Raw genomic sequence first — 18,430 nt, forward strand, 5'->3', positions numbered from 1 at the left:
CGCTGGTTACTGGAAAGTCATCCCGGGGATGGGGGTTTGCTGCGGCAGCGGGCGCGACGGGCGTTCAGTGCGGATGGCGTCCTCAAGCAACGCAACAGGCCGTTCCCAAGCGCGGGAGCCCGGCTCCATGGTGTCGACGGCGCCGATGAGCATGGCAACAAGGCGCACCATGTCCTCGATGGAAATGTCCCGGCGCAGCGAACCCTGGCCCTGGCCGCGGCTAAGCAGTTCAGCCATGGAATCGATCAAGCCGCCGGTGATGCCCACCAGGAGTCCGCGGCGGCCGGCGACGGCGCCAAGCAGGTTCGCATCTTCGCTGGCAACCTGCACCACGGCGTCGATCACGTTGATGAGCCCGACGGCGGCATCCATGCCCGCGAGGGCATCTTCCACGACCGGGTCCACATGAAGCCTGAGTTGCCGCGACAAGGCGGCCAGGACGAGTTGTTCTTTGTCGGCGAAGTTGCGGAACAAGGTAGCCGGGCCAACACCTGCGGTGGTGGCGATGGTCTGGAGGGGAACCTCCGGGCCTAGTTCGCGGAAGCACTGGCGCGCTGCCGTAATGATCTTGTCTACATTGCGCGCAGCATCAGCTCTAAGTGGCTTGCGTTCGAAGGGCCGGTCCATGATGCTCACAGTAGCAACGGAGGGGCTCCAATCACTTTTGTGACATTCTTGCCCGTGAAAGACTGGATTCATGTTGCTTGCCTTTTCAGTTGCCCCGTCCGGCCAGCCCGCTGCTGGCACCGTATCCAGTGATGGCTCGGTGCACGACGCCGTTGCCGAGGCCGTGAAGATCGTCCGCGAATCCGGGCTCCCCAACCGGACGGACTCGATGTTCACCACCATCGAGGGCGAGTGGGATGAGGTGTTCGACGTCGTCAAGCGCGCCACCGAGGCCGTGGGCAAGTACGGAAACCGGGTGTCCTTGGTGATCAAAGCCGATATCCGGCCGGGATACACGGGGGAACTCACGGGCAAAGTCGAGCGGCTGGAGAACGCGATCGCCCAAGGGGAATAGCTGGTCCTTCCCTCCGCCCGTGCCCGGTGCCAGACTTGGGCCATGTTTGAACACAAGGCCCAGCCTGACTGGGTGGCCGTCGAGGAATACTTGTCCACCGCCGTCGTCCGCCCGAACGCCGCGCTCAAACACGCGGTGCAGTCCGCCCTCGACGCCGGGATGCCGCCTATCGAAGTGGCGCCCAACGCCGGGAAGCTCCTCAAGATGCTGGTGCAGGTATCGGGTGCGCGGCGCGTGCTGGAAATCGGTACCTTGGCCGGTTTCAGCGCGATCTGGATGGCCCAAGGACTGCCCGATGACGGCCGCCTGGTCACGTGCGAATACCTCCCGAAACACGCTGAAATCGCCCGTGCGAACGTGGACATGGCCGGGATCGGCCACAAGGTAGACATCCGGATCGGCCCGGCGTTGGAGACTCTTGCGGCGCTGGCCGAAGATCCCGAGCGGGACGGCCCGTTCGATTTCGTCTTCATCGACGCCGACAAGGAGAACGACTCCAACTACCTGGACTGGGCGATCCGGCTCGGGAGGCCGGGCACGGTGATCGTGATGGACAACGTCATCTGGGAGGGCGCCATCCTGGATCCGTCCATGGATGAAGTGAACGCTCAGGGCATCGTTGGGGCACTGGAGATGATGGGCAACGACCCGCGCCTCGACGCAACGGCAATCCAGACGGTCGGATCCAAGGGATGGGACGGCTTCGCGATAGCCCGGGTGGTGTGACGCTAGGCTGTGCCAATGGAATTCACCCTTCGTCCCGCCACGGTGGACGACGCCGAGCCCCTGACACGAATGCACGTGGCTGCCTGGCGGGAAAGCTACGGGCACCTCTTGCCTGAGGAGTTCTTCGCCTTCCGCGAGGCCACTATCAACGCCCGGATCGAGAGACAGCGGGAAGCCTTGGCGGGCTCGTATAAGCCGATGCTCGCCCACGACGCCGACGGTGCCCTGGTGGGCATCGCCTCAGCTGGTAAGGCCCCGGACGAGGATTCGCCATGCGAGCTGCAACTGCAGGTGATCTATACATTGCGCCACGTGCACGGTTTGGGCGTGGGGCAAGCATTGGTCGACGCCGTGATCGGCAACTCGGCCGCGTTCCTCTGGGTGCTTGAAGACAACCCACGGGCCCAGGCTTTCTATCGCAGGAACGGCTTCCGGGCCGACGGAACACGTCAGCTCTTGCCGCCGGAATGGCACGAACTACCGGAAATCCGGATGGTGCGTGCCGCCGTCGGGGGCTGAACGCAAGGCAGCGGCGTCAACTAGGGTTGAAGCATGACCGGAAGAAGGCAGCTGTAGTGGGGAAGCGTGGCAAGGGCAGGGGCGCCGGGCAAGCTGCCGGGGTCATTGACGTGCCCGCGGGCACGAAGCCGAACGGTCCCGTAGAGGGCGTTTACTACATCGACACCGGCGACTGCGAACTCGTTGCCGACCCGGACAACTCCAACGGGTGGCTCCTGAAGATCAACGGCGTCATGAGCTCGCACATCGATGTGGCAGAGCCGCTGTTCCTGGACTTCGAGTACATGCGCTGGATTGCGGCCCTGGTGGAATCCAAATGGCCGCCCGAGTCCAGGCCGAAGCTTCGTGCCTTGCATCTCGGCGGCGGAGCATGTTCCCTGGCCCGGTACTTCCACGCCGCCTACCCGGATGCACGCCAGGTGGTGGTGGAGCTCGACGGCAAGCTGGCCGAATACGTACGCGGCTGGTTCGACCTCCCGAAGGCCCCGTTGCTTCGAATCCGTGTGGGCGAAGCCAGGGAAGTCACGGAAGGCCTCACCCCGGACACCCGCGACCTCATCATCCGGGACGTTTTTGCTGGCGCCTTCACTCCGAGGGCACTCACAACGCGCGAATTCAACGATCACGTACAGAAGGTGCTGGCTCCGGGCGGGCTCTACGTCGTGAATTCCGGAGATTCTCCGGATCTCAAGAACGCCCGCGAAGACGCCGCCACCATCGCAGACACCTTCGCGCACACCATGATCATTGCCGACCCCGCGATGCTCAAGGGTCGCCGGTACGGAAACATGATCATGGCCGGCAGCCACGAGCCCTTCGGCGACGATCCCCAACTGGCCCGGAAGCTCCTCGGCGGGGCAGTTCCCGCGCATATCTGGAACGATGCCAAGGTCCGGGCATTCGCCGTCGGCGCCCAGATCCGGCGCGACCCCCTTGCTGAAAAGCCGGCGCGAACAGGCAGTTAATGCCCTTAAAGCGCGAATTTGGGGACATTAGCTGCCAGTTCGCGCGGCCAGGGGAGGCACCTCAGTGGCGCGCCAGCAGCAGCTCGCGGTGGGCGGCCGTCTCCTCCTGCAGGGCGTGCACGACGGCGGCAACGGCGGGGCGGCGCATCGAATCGGGCCTCAGGACCATCCAATAGGGGAGCAGCTCCGCGAAATCCGAGGGCAGCAGCCGCACGAGGTCCGGGTGCCGGTCCGCCATGAAGCACGGCAGGAAGCCGATGCCGGCCCCGGCACGCGTCGCCTCCACATGGACGAAGACGTTGGTGGAGCTCAGGCCGTCGCGCATGGACGGGACCAGCCGGCGGGGGGCATCGAGGTCGTCCACTTGCAGCATGGAGTCCACGAAATAGACCAGCTGATGCCGCGTCAACTCGTCGACTGTGGCGGGCACGCCGTGAAAAGCCAAGTACTCGCGCGAGGCGTACATTCCCAGCATGTACTCGCCGAGCAGCACAGCCTCGGCCCGGTGCACCTGCGGTTCGCCAACCACCACCTCGAGGTCCAGGCCGGAACGCTGCTGAAGCGCCCGGCGGGTCACGGTGATGATCTCCACGGTGAGGCCGGGATGCGATCGCCGCAAGCGCGCCACGGCCGGTGCCGCGATGTACGCGCTGAAACCGTCAGTTGCTGTCATGCGTACGACGCCGGCAATCGGGTCCGGCGCGCGGTCCTCCGGTCCCAGCGTGCCTACCGCCGCTTCAATCCGCTCCGCCACGCCCACGGCCTCGGCTCCGAGCTCCGTGACTTCCCAGCCACCTGCCGCCCGCGCGAGGACCCGGCCGCCGAGCGCCTTCTCGAGCGCGGCGATCCTGCGGGAAACGGTGGTGTGGTTCAGGCCCAAGGCTTGGGCCGCCGTCGTGAACTTCCCTGAACGTGATACCGCGAGGAGGACGAGAAGGTCGTCGGGATTCGGATTCATATCTGCAATTGTGCACACACTTGGTGCCATTTTGGTTATTGAAGCACCGAAGTTGTGCGGCAATACTCATTGGAGCATTTCGTGTTGTGGATCACAGCACGTGTCAGCGTGGACACTAAAGGAGATGGACATGAGCGTAGGACAACGCTCCGCAGCAGGCGCAACTGGCCACGGGCCAGGAAACAAAGGCGCAGGCCTCAAGAAGATCGTCGCCGCCTCGATGGTGGGCACTGTGGTGGAATGGTACGAATTCTTTCTCTATGCCACCGCCGCAACGCTGGTTTTCGGCAAGTACTTCTTCCCGCCCACCGGCAACGACCTTGACGGCATCATCCAGGCGTTCCTGACGTACGCGGTGGGCTTCGTGGCCCGGCCCCTTGGCGGCATCGTCTTCGGCCAGATCGGCGACAAGCTCGGCCGCAAACCCACCCTGCAGCTCACCATCGTGATCGTTGGCGTGTCCACCTTCCTGATGGGCTGCCTCCCCGGCTTCGCCAACTTGGGTTACTGGGCGCCGGCCATGCTCGTGGCGCTCCGCTTCATCCAAGGCTTCGCGCTGGGCGGCGAATGGGGCGGCGCGGTGCTGCTGGTGGCGGAACACAGCCCCAAGGAGTCCCGCGGATTCTGGTCAAGCTGGCCGCAGGCCGCGGTTCCCGTCGGCAACCTCCTGGCCACGCTGGTCCTCTTCATCATGTCCACGACCCTCAGCAGTGCAGCGTTCCTGGGCTGGGGATGGCGTGTGGCGTTCTGGCTCTCGGCGGTGATCGTCTTCGTGGGCTATTACATCCGCACCCACGTGACCGAGGCCCCGATCTTCCTTGAGGCGAAGGCCCAGGTGGAGAAGGAGCAAGCCATCAGCTACGGCGTCGGGGAAGTCATCCGCAAGTACCCCAAGGGCATCCTGCAGGCCATGGGACTCAGGCTCGCCGAGAACATCATGTACTACCTCGTGGTGAGCTTCTCCATCGTGTACCTCAAGAGCGTGGACAAGTACGACACCTCCTCCTTGCTGCTCGCCCTGCTGATCGCACACGTCGTCCACTTCCTCGTGATCCCGCAGCTCGGCCGACTGGCAGACAACTGGGGGCGCAAGCCGGTTTACCTGATCGGGGCCATAAGCGGTGCCACCTGGCCGTTCTTCGCCTTCCCCATGTTCGACACCAAGAATCCCGTGGTGATCGTTGCGGCCGTGACCATCGGCCTCTGCCTGCATGCCTTCATGTACGCAGGGCAGCCGGCCATCATGACCGAGCTCTTCCCCACCCGCATGCGCTACTCGGGCGTCTCCCTCGGTTCGCAGGTCACCTCGATCTTCGCCGGTTCACTGGCTCCGCTCCTGGCGACACAGTGGCTCAAGGACACCGGATCCTGGATGCCTACGGCCATCTACCTGGTGATCTCTTGCGCCATCACCGCCGTCGTGGTCCTGACGCTCAAGGAGACCCGCGGGGTGGCGTTGGAAGACGTTGACAACGCCGACGCCGTTCGCCACGGCCTGCCCATCGGTGCCCGCGCATGACCCTGGAAGGCCGCAAGGCCCTGGTCACCGGCGGGGCTAGCGGAATCGGGGCAGCATGCGCCACGGCCCTCGCCGCGCGCGGTGCGAAGGTTGTGGTGGCCGACGTCGACGCCTCCGGAGCCTCAGCGCTCGCCGACAAGCTGGGCGGCACCGCCTGGGCCGTCGACCTGCTCGACACGGAGGCCCTCGCCGGACTCAGCCTGGACTGCGACATCCTCGTCAACAATGCCGGTATCCAGAAGGTTGCCCCCATCGAGGAGTTCGAACCGGCAGACTTCCGCCGCATCCTGAGCCTCATGTTAGAAGCCCCTTTCCTGCTCATCCGGGCCGCGCTCCCGCACATGTACGCCAATGGATTCGGCCGGATCATCAACATTTCCTCGGTCCACGGGCTGCGGGCGTCGGCCTTTAAGAGCGCTTATGTCTCGGCCAAGCACGGGCTCGAGGGGCTCAGCAAAGTGACGGCCCTCGAGGGCGGCCAGCACGGGGTCACCTCGAACTGCATCAATCCGGGGTACGTTCGCACGCCGCTCGTCGAGAAGCAGATCGCGGACCAGGCACTGCTGCACGGCATCCCCGAATCGGAGGTCCTGGCAAAGGTCATGCTGACGGAGTCCGCGGTGAAGCGCCTCGTGGAGCCGGAGGAAGTAGCGTCGCTGGCCGCGTGGATAGCGTCCGACGACGCCGGCATGGTCACCGGGGCCAGCTACACGATGGACGGGGGCTGGTCCGCCCGCTAACCACGCCCCCTGATGTCGTAGGCTGGTGCCCACGAGGGGAGCGAATATGGGTCTCGATCCGGCCAGCTTGAAGATAGCTCTGGGCATTGTCGCGTTTACGCTCTGCCTGCTGTTTTACGGATCGTTCCGCCGGACCCGCTCCGCGTACAGCGGGTGGTGGTGCCTCGCCCTCGTTTTCCTGCTCTCGGGGAATATGGCATACCTGCTCACCGGGACTTCCCAGCAAATCTGGGCTGGTCCCCTCGGCAACGCGTTGCTGGTAGCCGGGGCGTTCAGCGTATGGGCGGGCTCGCGTTCCCTGCGCTTGCTTCCGACGCCGCGATGGCAGCTCCTCGCCGGACCCGTCGCCACAGCTGTGGCCGCCGCGCTGGAGAGCCCGGCCACCAACGCGTGGTCCGGTGGCCTGGTGTATTTGGCCATGATGTCCTTGGGCATGGGTTTGGCAACAGTTGAACTTTGGCGTTTGAAGCCCAGCGTTTCACAGGCCTACCGCTCCTTGGCGCTCGCCGCGGGAGTGCTGGCCTCATTCTTTTTCTGCCGGGGGATTGCCTACGTCGTGGAAGGGCCCAACGGTCCGGCTTTAGCAACCTATCTCAGCTCGGCAACCACCAGCGTGGTCACCATCGTGCTTCTCGTCACTGTGTCCTTCAGCATGACGGCACTGAGTAACGAACAGCTCATCAACGGGCTCAACGAACGCGCCACCCGGGACGGCCTGACGGGGCTCCTTAACCGCACCGCCTTCATGGAGCTGGCCACCCAGGAAATGAGCAGGCTGAACTCCGCGGGATCGATCTCCACCTTGATCCTCGCCGACCTCGACCATTTCAAGGCCCTCAATGACAGTCACGGCCACGCTGCCGGTGACATCGCCATCCAGGCCTTCGCCGCCGCGTGTCAGGCCTCGGTCCGCCACACGGACCTGGTCGGGAGGTACGGCGGAGAGGAATTCACCATCCTGCTTCCAGGGGCCGACGTGGAGAGTGCCGAAATCATCGCCAACGAAATCAGCCGCCGTCTGGCCTCGGCAACTGCACCGGACGGCGTCACCTTCCCCACGGTGAGCTACGGGATCGCCCCCAGCACCGTTGCCAACGCCGAGGTGGCCCGCATGATCGCGGCGGCAGACCAAGCCCTGTACCAAGCCAAGTCCCTTGGACGGAACCGCGCGGTCTGCGCAACTGCCTAGCTGCGCACCCCGCCGTCGTACGTTGACGCCCGCACCGCAGAGCCGATCCCGCAGCGCTCGGGCCAGTCCGCCAAAACAATCTGCTTAAACGCTTGATCAAAAATGTGACCTCGGTTACGCTTGCAGTGATCAAACGCTTTAGCAGAAATGGACATCAACGCCGATGACTTACTCAGTCTTCTTCCAACCCGCCGACGGATGGGTTGGAGACGTGATCCCGTTCCAGAAAGACGGGGAGTTTTGGCTCTTCTATCTGCACGAGGTGCGGAGCGACCCGAAGCCGGGAACGTCCTGGAACCTCGTGACCACCAAGGACCTCACCCGGTTCGAGGACCAGGGAGTGTCGCTGCGCCATGGCGGGGAGGGCGAGGCCGACTTCAATGCGTACACGGGCAGTGTCGTGTGCGACGAGTCCGGAATACACCACCTGTTCTACACCGGACAGAATCCCCGGCACCTCGGCTCCGACGGGGCCCCGCTGCAACTCGTCATGCATGCCACGAGCACGGACGGAATGCTGACGTGGGTCAAGCATCCGGAGCTGACCTTCGGCGCCCCGGCCGGCTACGAATCCGGCGACTGGCGGGATCCGTTCGTCTTCAAGGACGAGGCAAGCGGTTTGTGGCGGATGCTGCTGGCAGCTCGGCACGCGGACGGTCCGGAGCGCCGGCGCGGAGTAATCGCCCAATGCGTCTCCCCGAACTTGATGGATTGGGAGCATACCGAGCCGTTCTGGGATCCCCGCCGGTACATCACGCACGAATGCCCGGAGGTTTTCGCCTGGGGTGACTGGTGGTACCTGGTCTATTCGGAATTCTCCGAGTCCTTCACCACCCGCTACCGCATGGCGAAAAGTCCCGGTGGGCCATGGACCGTGCCGGCCCGGGACAGCGTTGACGGCCGGGCCTTCTATGCGTCGAAGACGGCCGAGCGGGATGGCCGCCGGTTCTTCTTCGGCTGGATCGCCAGCAAGGAGGACAACCGCGACGACGGCGCCTGGCAGTGGGCGGGTACGATGTCCGTCCTCGAGGCGCGCCAGAACGATGACGGCACCCTCGCGTTTTCCTTCGCCGACGAGCTTGTCGAGAGCTTCTGGGACGACATCCCGGTAACGTTCGGCAGCGCCCTTCCGGCGGCGCTGCATGCTCCCGACGGGTACACGGCCATGGTGTCCGATGAGGTGCTCCCTCGGCAGTTCTACGCCCGGGCGGTGTTGCAGATAGAACCCGATACCACCGAATGCGGCTTGCTGCTCCGCTCAAGCGCGGACGGAGACGAGTCCTACATCATCCGCCTGGAACCGAAGCGCGGCCGCCTGGTGTTTGACCGATGGCCCCGCGAAATCAACGGCGACGCGCAATGGCACATCTCGGGGGATGTCCCCTTCGAGATCGAACTGGAACGCCCCTGCGAGCTCGTCCCCGGAGAACACACCCTCGAACTTGTCGTTGACGGGGACCTGTGTGTCGCCGTCGTCGACCGGCAGGTCGCCTTGAGCACCCGGATCTACGGGCTGCCGGACGGCCGGATCGGCGTTTTCGCCGGTGAAGGCACCATAGCTCTCACTGACCTTGAGATACGTAAGCGCACAGACAACTAAATACCCAGCGCCCGACCTCCGTTCAAATCAAAGGAGATTTCCCCATGAAGAAACTCATGCGAACAGCCGCCGTAGCAGCGGCCGTCACCCTCGCCCTCGCCGCATGTGGCAGCGGCGGCGGCAATCCCGCAGCCAACGTCAGCCCCACCGGCGAAATCAAACCGCGGCAAATCTCGTGGCTTCTGTCCCGGCCTGCTGACGGTGCAGTCATCAACATCATGAAAAAGGTCGCCGATGAGTACGCACAGACCCATCCCGGCTTTTCCCTCAACCTGATCACCACCCCGGACCGGCCCTCGTACATCCAGAAGTACGAAACCCTCGCGGCGGCAAACAAGCTTCCGGAGCTGTTCGACACGGACGCCACCCCCTTCGCCCAGCAACTCGCCAAGAAAGGCACGATGGTCGATGCCGAAAAGCTGCTCAAAGACCTCGGTGTCTACGACACCTACCGGACGAACGCCCTGAATTACCAACGCTTCGACGACGGATCCCTCTACATGATCCCGTTCCAGTTCGAGCTCGAGTACTTTTGGTACAACAAGGCTCTCTTCCAGCAGGCTGGAGTATCAGTGCCGAAGTCACTCGACGACATCCCCGCGATGTGCACGGCCCTGCGCAAGGCCGGCATTACGCCCCTCGCCCTGGACGGCCAGGACCAGTGGCCGCTTGAACGCTACGTCTCCTACCAGCCCTTCCGCGACGCCGGACCCGACTTCGTGCAGAAGCTCAAGAAGGGTGACGCGAAGTTCAGCGACGCCACCGGCCAAAAGACAGTCAACTGGATAAGCCAGCTCGGAGGGGCCGGTTGCTTCCAGGACGGGTTCTCCTCGCAGGGCTACTCCGACGCCCAGAACCTCTTCACGTCCGGCAAGGCCGCCATGTACAACATCGGCACATGGGAACTGCCCAGCCTCGCGACCGACAAGCTGAATCCGGCGGTGCGTAACGACGTCGACTACTTCACGCTTCCGGCCACGCCAAGTTCCGCCACGGCCGCCAACGAGTACGTGGCAACGTCAGGGATCGGCATGGCGGTCAACTCAAAGACCTTTGACCCGCTCGTGAGCGACTTCCTGAAGTTCGCCCTCGCCAAGTACCCTGCCGAGTACGCGGCCACGGGCGCCCTCTCGCCGACGACGAACGTCCAGACGACGATTCCAGCCAACGCCACGCCACTGTACAAGAAGGCAATCGAGCAGGCGAAGGATCTCGGATCGAAGCTCGCGATGCCGTGGGATACGCAGCTTGATCCGACCACCAACAGCAGGCTGCAGCAAGAGCTCGTGCTTTTGGCCCAGGGCAATGTCAAGCCTGCCGAGTTCACCAGCACGATGGATAGCACCATCGCACAGAACGCTCCCAAGTTCTTCAAATAACACGCAGCGGTGGGGGGCCCAGGCCCCCCACCCGAAAGGCACTCCCATGCTTCCCAATCGATCACGACTCTCGGTCCTGGTCTTCCTGCTCCCGCCGCTGCTTCTCTACGGCGTCGCGGTGCTGTTCCCGATCTTGCAATCGCTGTTCCTCAGCTTCTTCTCCTGGAACGGCATCAGCGACATGGAGTTCGTGGGCTTCGCGAACTACCTGCACATGCTCACCGGTGACGGCGTGTTCTGGCGTTCCTTCTTCAACGCCCTCGGCTACCTCGCCATCTGCCTCGTCCTCCAATTGGGCGGCGCACTGTTCGTCGCCAGTCTCCTGACCTCGCTGCGAAGAGGCCGCGAGCTCGTCAAGACCCTCTATCTCCTGCCTGCGGTGATCTCGACGGTGGCCATCGCCTTCCTCTTCGTACGGATCTACTCGATCGATCCGGTGGGGCTTCTCAACCAAGTACTTGGCTGGATCGGTCTCGGCGGCCTCGAACGCCCCTGGCTCTCGGACGTCAACACTGTCCTCGCAGCAGTTTCAGCACCAGAAGGCTGGCGGTTCACGGGACTCTACATGCTCATCATCTACGCCGCGCTGCTCGCCGTCCCGCAGGAACTTGAAGAGGCGGCGCGCCTGGACGGAGCCAACCGATGGCAGCTGTTCACCAAGATCAGGTTCCCCCACATCCGGCCCGTGTGGATCACCACCACCATCATGGCCACAACCTACGGCCTGCGCGGATTCGATATCCCCTACCTCATGACCAACGGCGGCCCCGGACAGTCCTCGGAGCTCCTGACGACCTACATGTACAAAACCGCGTTCACCAGCACCGACTTTGGCTACGCGAGCACCATCTCTGTGTTCATCGTCGTCGAGTGCCTCGTCGCCGTCGGATTCATCCTGCTCATGCTCAAACGAAAGGCTGACGCATGACCGCGCAAACAGCCCCGGTTACCCGGCCGATCCCTGCACCGCCAAGCAGCCCGGCTCCCCGACGGCGACGGCGCAAGCCAAACGTCTTCCGAAGCTTGTCCAGTGTGCTGATCGTCCTCATCGTGGCCGTGCAGGTCTACCCCCTCGCCTGGCTGTTCCTCACGAGCCTGCGCAACGAGCATGACTTCGCCACCGGGGATCCCTTCGCGCTGCCGAGCTCCATCAGCTTCGACAACTACGCCCGCGCGTTCCAGACCGGCAACCTCGGACAGAACATCCTGAACAGTTTCATCGTCACGATGGGCGCCAACCTCCTGATCGTCCTGCTGGGGATGATGGCGGCGTATGCGTTGCAGGTCCTCGGATTCCGGTTCAGCAAGTTCGTCCGTGGCCTTTTCCTGATCGGCATCATCGTGCCGGTGCAGATCGCGCTTGTGCCGCTGTTCATCGACTACTCTTCCGTGAACCTGCTGGATACCTACCAATCGATGATCATCCCCTTGGCTGGATTCGCCCTTCCGATGTCGATCTACCTCTTCTCGTCATTCTTTGAATACATTCCCAGGGAGACCTACGAGGCAGCCTCCCTGGACGGTGCTGGACCGTACCGGATCTTCGGGTTGATCACCCTTCCGCTCTCGACCAATACGGTAGTGACGGTGGTCCTGGTGAACAGCATCTTCATCTGGAACGATTTCATCTTCGCGAACACGTTCGTTCTTTCCGAAGGGCTCAAGACCATCCCGCTGGGGCTGCAGAACTACATCGGTGCGATGGGCAAGGTCGACTGGACTGCAACGTTCGCCGCTGTCTGCATCACCATCACTCCATTGCTGCTCGTGTTCCTCGTCCTCAACAAAGCGATGATCCAGGGCCTTGAGAGCGGGGCAACGAAGGGGTGAGGAAGCGGCCACTGGATAGACTGTGAGGGGAGGGCCAATGACGTCTGAAAAAAGCTTGAAAGAACCCGAGGTTAACCCCTCGCATCCACCGGCGACTCCGAGGACGAGTCATCCGGTCACGATGCGTGAGGTAGCGGAAGGGGCTGGAGTCTCCGTTGCTACGGTTTCCCTCGTTGTCAACAACAAGAAAGACGCCAGGATCGGCGCCGGGACCCGCAAACGGGTCTTGGACACCATCCGCGAACTGGGGTACCGCCCAAACGCCCTCGCCAAGAACCTCGTGAGCGGCAGTTCACGGTTCATTGGCCTCGTCGCTGACGCGATCGCCACAACCCCCTTCGCGGGGCAAATCATCCACGGAGCACAGGACGAAGCCTGGAAACACGGATTCGTGCTGCTGGTCGCCAACACCGAGGGCGACGAGCCCGTGGAAAAAGACGCTATCTCAATGATGCTCGAGCACAAGGTCCGCGGCATCCTGTACTCCACCTGGTTCCACCGCCCCACTGAGATACCTGCCGCTTTGCAAGAGACAGACTTCGTGCTGGTGAACTGCTTCTCCCCGGACTCCGACGCCTTGGCCGTGGTCCCGGATGAAGTCCACGGCGGACGGGAAGCCACCGATATCCTTGTGCGCAAGGGTCACCGGCGGATCGCGTTCATCAACGCTACGATTCCCGCGCCGGCGAAGGACGGACGCCTCCAGGGCTACCGGGACGCGCTCGAAGCTGCAGGGATCGCATTCGATCCGCACCTCGTGTTCGACGCGTATCCTGACCAGGAAGGCGGCTACGGAGCAGTCGAGGAGCTCCTCAAACGGGACGTCACGGCAGTCTTCTGTTACAACGACCGCATGGCCATGGGTCTCTACGACGGGTTGAAGCAACAGGGGCTATCCATTCCGGATGACATGGCCGTGGTGGGTTTCGACAACCAGGAAGTCATCGCCGCCCACATGCGGCCACCGTTGTCCACCGTCGCGCTACCGCACTATGAGCTTGGCGCCGCAGGTGTGCGCTTGCTCCTCGGCGTCGACGAACCGGCCGGCAGCCAGGTGGTAAAGCTTGAGTGCCCGCCGGTGGAACGCGACTCCGTTGGACCGAATACCCTCACGCGTTCCCGCTTGCCTTAGACGGGTTCTGCCCGGCCTCGTCCACGGCGGAATGCTCTATGTAGGACTCCACAGCCGACTCCGGAACGCGGTAGGACCGCCCGAACCGCACCGCATGGATGGCGTGCGAGTTCACGAGGCGGTAGACGGTCATTCTGGATACCCGCAGGGCCTCGGCAACCTCGGCGATCGTCATGAAGCGGTTGGCCGGAACGCCGGCGGTGGACATATTCACCACGGCCTCCTCAATTGGCGGTAGTCGTAGTAGACCAGGGTGCCACGCGTTGGCACGACGGTTCGCAAGCCAATCGATGAGCCGTTGATGACGACCACCACGCCTTCCTGGGACCCGTTAAAGGGATCGTCCCCAGCTACGTAGTCGCCCACCTTGAAACGGGAGGCAGCCGCTTTGGCCTGCTTGGATGCCCTGGAAAATACCTGGACAAGTCGCGAGGCCAGCGCATGGCGGCGCTGCTTGCGCATCCGGGCGGCGTGCGTTGAGTAAGGATCGAACATCGGAATCACTCCTTGCAGTCGCGATCCTCCAACGGTAGGTGCCGACCCCACAAGACACATGAGTGACTTTCACCCGTTGTGGCACATTGGCCACTCACGTCACTTGGACCACTACTCGGACAAAGACCCCAGGATGAGCAAGTGGTGGCCCCGCTGGTCCGCGCAAAAGACGGGTAGGGGATACGCATGCCAGGCCGGCCGAACAGTCCCTACGCTCAAAGCACATGTTCCGTCAGGTCTGGGAGGGGGAACTATGCGACGAGCTGCAAGAGCAGGAATCGTCGTTGCGGGCGTGGTTGCAGTCGGACTGGCCGGGGCGATCACCCTCAACGCCACGCAGACGTCGTCGAACTCCGTTGCCGGCGCCACGCCGTCGGTTGCCGTCAGCGCGCCGGCTTCGACGCCGGGTGCCGGCAAGACGTCGGCCGCGACGCCGGGTGCCAGCAAGACGTCGGCCGCGGCGCCGGGTGCCACCGCTTCAGCGCCAGCCGCCAGCTCTTCCGCCAGCGCTGCGCCTTCGGGTCAGGCCCCGGCCGCCGCGCCGGCGACGAGTGCTAAGCCCGATGCCCCGGTTCCACCGGCACCCGCGGCTCCTGCTCCGGCCCCCGCGGCACCGGCTCCGGTGGCGCCTGCTCCGGAGGCACCGGGTCCGGTGGCACAGGGCCTCGACGCGGCCGGAATCCAACGCATCAAGGACACGTGCACCGCCCGGCTGCAAAGCGATGCCGCGCACTCTTCGATTGTGACCGGAACGGTGGTGCCCCGGCCATTCACTGTGGTCTCCATCGCCTATTCCGGGAACCCCGTGCAGTCAACGGCGGCCTCGGGCGTGGCGTCGTACGACATCCTCATGAAGATCACCACCAAGCTTGTCGATGGTCCTGCCCAGGACAGCGTGCGGGTTTGCCGGGTCTACGACTCCGACTCGCACGTGGATTGGCTTCCTGCAGGCTGACTCCGCGGTTGCTCCCGGTTCCAAAGCGCTAAGACTTGGCGCCTGTGAGCGCCAGGGTTCCGCCGAGTCCGATCATCATGACCCCGCCCGTGACACCCAGGGTGGAGATCCGCCGCGGGGAGCGGGCAAACCAGTGGCGTGCCGTGCCGGCTGCGAGGGCCCAGATACTGTCGGAGATCAGGGCGATCACTAGGAAAACAGCCCCGAGTTCAGCAAGCTGAAATGGAATGCCGCCGTTGGCGTATTCAACGAACTGGGGCAGCACGGCCACGAAGAACACGATCGACTTCGGGTTGCTCGCACCCACGATGAAGCCTTCGCGGATGAGCCGCCACATGGACCGCGACGGCGGCGGGCCGGCCGCCGTCGAACGCCCGCCGCGGTGACGGATCGCCTGCACCCCGAGGTACACCAGATAAGCTGCGCCGCCGAACTTGACGATGGTGAACAGCATGATCGACTGCGCCAGGAGCGCGCCGAGCCCCAGCGCCACTGCGGTGATCTGCGGGACCATGCCAAGCGCGTTTCCGAGGACGCTGAGGAGCCCGCCTTTGCGGCCGAGGGCGAGGGAACGTCCAATCACGAACAGGACGCTGGGACCCGGGACTGCGATCAGGACCATTGCGGCCAGCGCAAACGCCAGGAGGTTGGTGAACGGAACCATGCCTGATCATAGCGCTGGCCTGCGGTGACGGTCGATGGTTAGTGGCGGGCCGCCGTCGTCGGGGAGCGTCCGCTATGGGCGCCCGGCCACCACGGGGATCGAGGCTGTTTCGTCGACGAGCTCGGCGCGCACCCGGCCGCCACCTCGAACCCACAGCTTGTAGGCCAGCACCAACAGCCCGAGCCACACGGCGCCTACGTACAGGGCCACGCGGGTGTCCTCAAAGACGCCAAGGATGACGATTACCAGGGCCATGAAGGCGATGGTCAGCACGGACGCTGCCGGCCACCACGGCGACGCGAATTCCGACGCCGGGAGCCCCTTGTGCTTGATCTCGCGCTTCATGGCCACGTGCGAGGCGAGGATCATGACCCACACCCACACCGTCGCGAAGGTGGCGATGGAAGCGATCACGAGGAACACGTCCTCGGGGATTACCGCGTTGAGCACAACGCCCACCAGCAGGATGCCGCCCATGAGGACCACGGTCATCCAGGGAACACCGTGCCTTGAGATCTTGCCGAAACTCTTCGGAGCATGTCCTTGCTGGGAAAGCCCGAAGAGGATGCGTCCGGCGCCGAAAATGTCGCTATTGATGGCTGACAGAGCCGAGGTGATCACCACGGCGTTGAGGATGTGGGGCGCCGCGGGGATGCCGAGGCCGCTGAAGATCTGCACGAACGGGCTGCCGTTGTTCCCGATTTCGTTCCAGGGGAACAAGCTCATGAGCACGCCGAGCGTCAGGACGTAGAACAGCAGCACGCGCACCGGGACGGTGTTGACGGCCTGCGGTATGACCTTCTTGGGGTCGGCGGCTTCGCCTGCCGTGATGCCGATCGTTTCGATCCCGCCGAAGGCGAACATGACGACGGCGAACGAGGCCAAGAGCCCGCCGAAGCCGTTCGGGAAGAGGCCGCCGTGGTCAACGAGGTTCCCCAGCCCCGGTGCCGCACCGCCATTGCCGGAATGGAAGCCGAACACGATGATCGCAGCGCCGCCCGCAATCATGGCGATGATCGCCACCACCTTGATGAGCGAGAACCAAAACTCGAGCTCCCCGAAGACCTTGACGCTCAGGAGGTTCATGGCGCCAAGGAGGAGGATGATCGCCAGGACCCAGATCCATCGGTCCACCTGTGGGAACCAGAAGCCCATGTAGATACTGAACGCCGTTACGTCCGCGATCGCCACGATGGCCATTTCGAAGACGTAGGTCCACCCGGTGATGAACCCTGCCAGCGGTCCGAGGTAGCGGCTGGCGTACTGGCCGAACGAGCCGGAGACGGGGTGGCGGACGGCCATTTCGCCGAGGGCACGCATCACCATGAAGACGGCGGCTCCACCGATCATGTACGCGAAGAGAACCGACGGGCCGGCCTTTTGGATCGCAGATGCGGAACCGTAGAAGAGGCCTGTCCCGATGGCCGAACCGAGGGCCATGAATCGGATGTGGCGGACATTGAGGCCACGGCTGAGAACGGTGGTGACCGCGCCTTCGACGACTTTGGCGGCCGGCGTCCTGACGGCTGTTGGGGCTTGCTGCATGCGAATACCTTCTCGTCATTGGGAGGGGGACTATTAACCAGCAGACCATTCCGGAGCGTCCTGTGATGGGTCTCACGGCGCATCGTTGTCTCGGTTCTCAGACGCTGTGCCACTCAGCGGTTCATGGCCGGCCTTTCCTGTGCGCAAATGTCTGGTATTCCAGACAGCTTAATGTTCTTATTGGTTTTCGGATCCGCCCCACGGGGCGCACGCTTAAGTACGGGATCCCGGACACCCGCCCTGCCGCCTTTGTGGCGGAGAGGCGGCCCGGGCATTACCGTGCACTCGAAGAGGAGCCATGACCACACAGCCGTCCACTCACGGCCGGGCCGCTTCCAAGGTCCCGGCCGCAGAGAACACCCTGCGCATCCTGAAGTTGCTCGCTTCCCGGCGTGGCCCGATGGCAGCGTCCAACATCGCCACGGCGCTGGGCCTGCCCCGGTCCAGCGTCTATCACCTGCTTGGCGTCATGGAGGCGAACGGCTTCGTCCTGCATCTCCATGAGGAGCAGCGCTACGGGCTGGGCATCAGTGCCTTTGAACTCAGTTCGGCATACTCGCGTCAAGAGCCCTTGTCGCGGCTCGGCCGCCCCATGCTTGCCGCCCTTGTGGATGCGATCGGCGAGAGCGCGCACTTGGCCGTCCTGCACGGCCGCGATGTGCTCTACATCGTGGAGGAACGGGCCAAGAACCGCCCGTCCCTCGTGACCGACGTCGGGGTCCGGCTTCCCAGCCACCTCACCGCGAGCGGGCGCGCGATCCTGGCCGCCCTGCCGAAATCGCAGGTCAGGGCCCTGTACCCGAATGCTGCCGCCTTTACTGCCCGGCACGAGATGGAATCGCCCATCATGAAATATTCGGCCTTGTCCTCGCATTTGGACCAGGTCCGGCAGCGCGGCTACGCGACCGAACATGGCGAAGTCACGCCCGGCTTCGGCTCGGTGGCCGCCGCCGTCACCGACCATTTGGGATGGCCGACGGCGGCAGTCGCGGTGACATTCCTCGAGGACAAGGTGCCGGTTGAGGAATGGCCCGCCCTGGCCGCCCGAATCCAGAAAACGGCGGACGAACTGTCGATCCGCATCCACGGCCGCCCCTCCTAGGAGACTGCTGAACTAATTGCTTTGAGGGGCTGGTCCGGGGCGTTCATGTGTTCCGGGCCAGCCCTTTGTCATTTGTCTGGGTTTTCGGGAC

20 protein-coding genes are annotated in these 18,430 nt (G+C 63.9%); 14 read left to right on the forward strand and 6 right to left on the reverse strand.

The window, feature by feature from the left end; all coding sequences use genetic code 11:
* Positions 1–6 precede the first annotated feature (6 nt).
* Entirely contained in the window at positions 7–627 is a 621-nt protein-coding gene (locus tag AB0O52_RS21770) for a helix-turn-helix domain-containing protein (RefSeq protein ID WP_364542258.1), read from the reverse strand.
* Positions 628–697: 70 nt separating this feature from the next.
* Between AB0O52_RS21770 and AB0O52_RS21775 the strand changes: the two genes are divergently transcribed.
* From AB0O52_RS21775 to AB0O52_RS21790, 4 genes are read left to right on the forward strand one after another with little or no spacing between them, the layout of a single operon-like run.
* On the forward strand, positions 698–1,021 hold the full coding sequence (locus AB0O52_RS21775) for a thiamine-binding protein (protein ID WP_364542261.1): 324 nt from the start codon (positions 698–700) through the stop codon (positions 1,019–1,021).
* A 42-nt stretch (positions 1,022–1,063) separates the two neighbouring features.
* Positions 1,064–1,747 (forward strand): O-methyltransferase, encoded by a 684-nt coding sequence (locus tag AB0O52_RS21780; RefSeq protein WP_364542263.1) that lies wholly within the window; start codon positions 1,064–1,066, stop codon positions 1,745–1,747.
* Between the two features lie 15 nt (positions 1,748–1,762).
* Positions 1,763–2,266 (forward strand): GNAT family N-acetyltransferase, encoded by a 504-nt coding sequence (locus AB0O52_RS21785; protein ID WP_364542265.1) that lies wholly within the window; start codon positions 1,763–1,765, stop codon positions 2,264–2,266.
* Between the two features lie 56 nt (positions 2,267–2,322).
* The gene (locus tag AB0O52_RS21790; protein ID WP_364542268.1) at positions 2,323–3,231 is read left to right on the forward strand and encodes a fused MFS/spermidine synthase; all 909 of its coding nucleotides are present in this window, start codon (positions 2,323–2,325) and stop codon (positions 3,229–3,231) included.
* Between the two features lie 61 nt (positions 3,232–3,292).
* Here the strand turns inward: AB0O52_RS21790 and AB0O52_RS21795 are convergent, their stop codons facing one another.
* Positions 3,293–4,189, reverse strand: coding sequence for a LysR family transcriptional regulator (locus tag AB0O52_RS21795; protein ID WP_364542270.1), 897 nt, complete (start codon positions 4,187–4,189; stop codon positions 3,293–3,295).
* Positions 4,190–4,319: 130 nt separating this feature from the next.
* Between AB0O52_RS21795 and AB0O52_RS21800 the strand changes: the two genes are divergently transcribed.
* From AB0O52_RS21800 to AB0O52_RS21835, 8 genes are all read left to right on the forward strand, one after another.
* Entirely contained in the window at positions 4,320–5,708 is a 1,389-nt protein-coding gene (locus tag AB0O52_RS21800; RefSeq protein ID WP_364542272.1) for an MFS transporter, read from the forward strand.
* On the forward strand, positions 5,705–6,448 hold the full coding sequence (locus tag AB0O52_RS21805; RefSeq protein ID WP_364542275.1) for a 3-hydroxybutyrate dehydrogenase: 744 nt from the start codon (positions 5,705–5,707) through the stop codon (positions 6,446–6,448). The genes AB0O52_RS21800 and AB0O52_RS21805 overlap by 4 nt, the downstream gene beginning before the upstream one ends.
* Before the next feature lie 46 nt (positions 6,449–6,494).
* Positions 6,495–7,637, forward strand: coding sequence for a GGDEF domain-containing protein (locus tag AB0O52_RS21810; protein ID WP_364542277.1), 1,143 nt, complete (start codon positions 6,495–6,497; stop codon positions 7,635–7,637).
* 163 nt (positions 7,638–7,800) lie between these two features.
* Positions 7,801–9,237, forward strand: coding sequence for a glycoside hydrolase (locus AB0O52_RS21815; RefSeq protein ID WP_364542280.1), 1,437 nt, complete (start codon positions 7,801–7,803; stop codon positions 9,235–9,237).
* 44 nt (positions 9,238–9,281) lie between these two features.
* A complete protein-coding gene (locus AB0O52_RS21820; RefSeq protein ID WP_364542283.1) occupies positions 9,282–10,616 on the forward strand; it encodes an ABC transporter substrate-binding protein in 1,335 nt (444 codons plus the stop codon).
* A 46-nt stretch (positions 10,617–10,662) separates the two neighbouring features.
* Positions 10,663–11,544 carry a sugar ABC transporter permease gene (locus AB0O52_RS21825; protein ID WP_364542285.1) on the forward strand — a complete coding sequence of 294 codons (882 nt, stop codon included), beginning with the start codon at positions 10,663–10,665 and terminating at the stop codon, positions 11,542–11,544.
* Positions 11,541–12,446, forward strand: coding sequence for a carbohydrate ABC transporter permease (locus AB0O52_RS21830; RefSeq protein ID WP_364542288.1), 906 nt, complete (start codon positions 11,541–11,543; stop codon positions 12,444–12,446). Before AB0O52_RS21825 ends, AB0O52_RS21830 begins: the two co-directional genes overlap by 4 nt.
* Positions 12,447–12,567: 121 nt before the next feature.
* Positions 12,568–13,578 carry a LacI family DNA-binding transcriptional regulator gene (locus AB0O52_RS21835; protein ID WP_364542291.1) on the forward strand — a complete coding sequence of 337 codons (1,011 nt, stop codon included), beginning with the start codon at positions 12,568–12,570 and terminating at the stop codon, positions 13,576–13,578.
* On the opposite strand, the gene AB0O52_RS21840 is transcribed toward AB0O52_RS21835, so the two are convergent.
* Both AB0O52_RS21840 and AB0O52_RS21845 read right to left on the reverse strand, forming a co-directional pair.
* On the reverse strand, positions 13,556–13,786 hold the full coding sequence (locus AB0O52_RS21840) for a helix-turn-helix domain-containing protein (protein ID WP_364542306.1): 231 nt from the start codon (positions 13,784–13,786) through the stop codon (positions 13,556–13,558). The two genes, AB0O52_RS21835 and AB0O52_RS21840, sit on opposite strands and share 23 nt — an antisense overlap.
* Before the next feature lie 2 nt (positions 13,787–13,788).
* Positions 13,789–14,073 carry a hypothetical protein gene (locus AB0O52_RS21845; RefSeq protein ID WP_364542294.1) on the reverse strand — a complete coding sequence of 95 codons (285 nt, stop codon included), beginning with the start codon at positions 14,071–14,073 and terminating at the stop codon, positions 13,789–13,791.
* A 253-nt stretch (positions 14,074–14,326) separates the two neighbouring features.
* On the opposite strand from AB0O52_RS21845, the gene AB0O52_RS21850 reads away from it, so the two are divergent.
* Complete coding sequence (locus AB0O52_RS21850; protein WP_364542296.1) at positions 14,327–15,028, forward strand: hypothetical protein; 702 nt, start codon at positions 14,327–14,329, stop codon at positions 15,026–15,028.
* 28 nt (positions 15,029–15,056) lie between these two features.
* Here AB0O52_RS21850 and AB0O52_RS21855 read toward each other — a convergent pair whose 3' ends face one another.
* Entirely contained in the window at positions 15,057–15,692 is a 636-nt protein-coding gene (locus AB0O52_RS21855) for a LysE family translocator (protein ID WP_364542298.1), read from the reverse strand.
* A 72-nt stretch (positions 15,693–15,764) separates the two neighbouring features.
* Positions 15,765–17,237, reverse strand: a complete 1,473-nt coding sequence (locus AB0O52_RS21860) for an amino acid permease (RefSeq protein ID WP_364542300.1) — start codon at positions 17,235–17,237, stop codon at positions 15,765–15,767.
* A 298-nt stretch (positions 17,238–17,535) separates the two neighbouring features.
* On the opposite strand from AB0O52_RS21860, the gene AB0O52_RS21865 reads away from it, so the two are divergent.
* The gene (locus AB0O52_RS21865) at positions 17,536–18,339 is read left to right on the forward strand and encodes an IclR family transcriptional regulator (protein WP_364542303.1); all 804 of its coding nucleotides are present in this window, start codon (positions 17,536–17,538) and stop codon (positions 18,337–18,339) included.
* Positions 18,340–18,430 lie beyond the last annotated feature (91 nt).

Origin of the sequence: Arthrobacter sp. NPDC080073, from assembly GCF_040686575.1 — a bacterium.
Classification (GTDB): Bacteria; Actinomycetota; Actinomycetes; order Actinomycetales; family Micrococcaceae; genus Arthrobacter.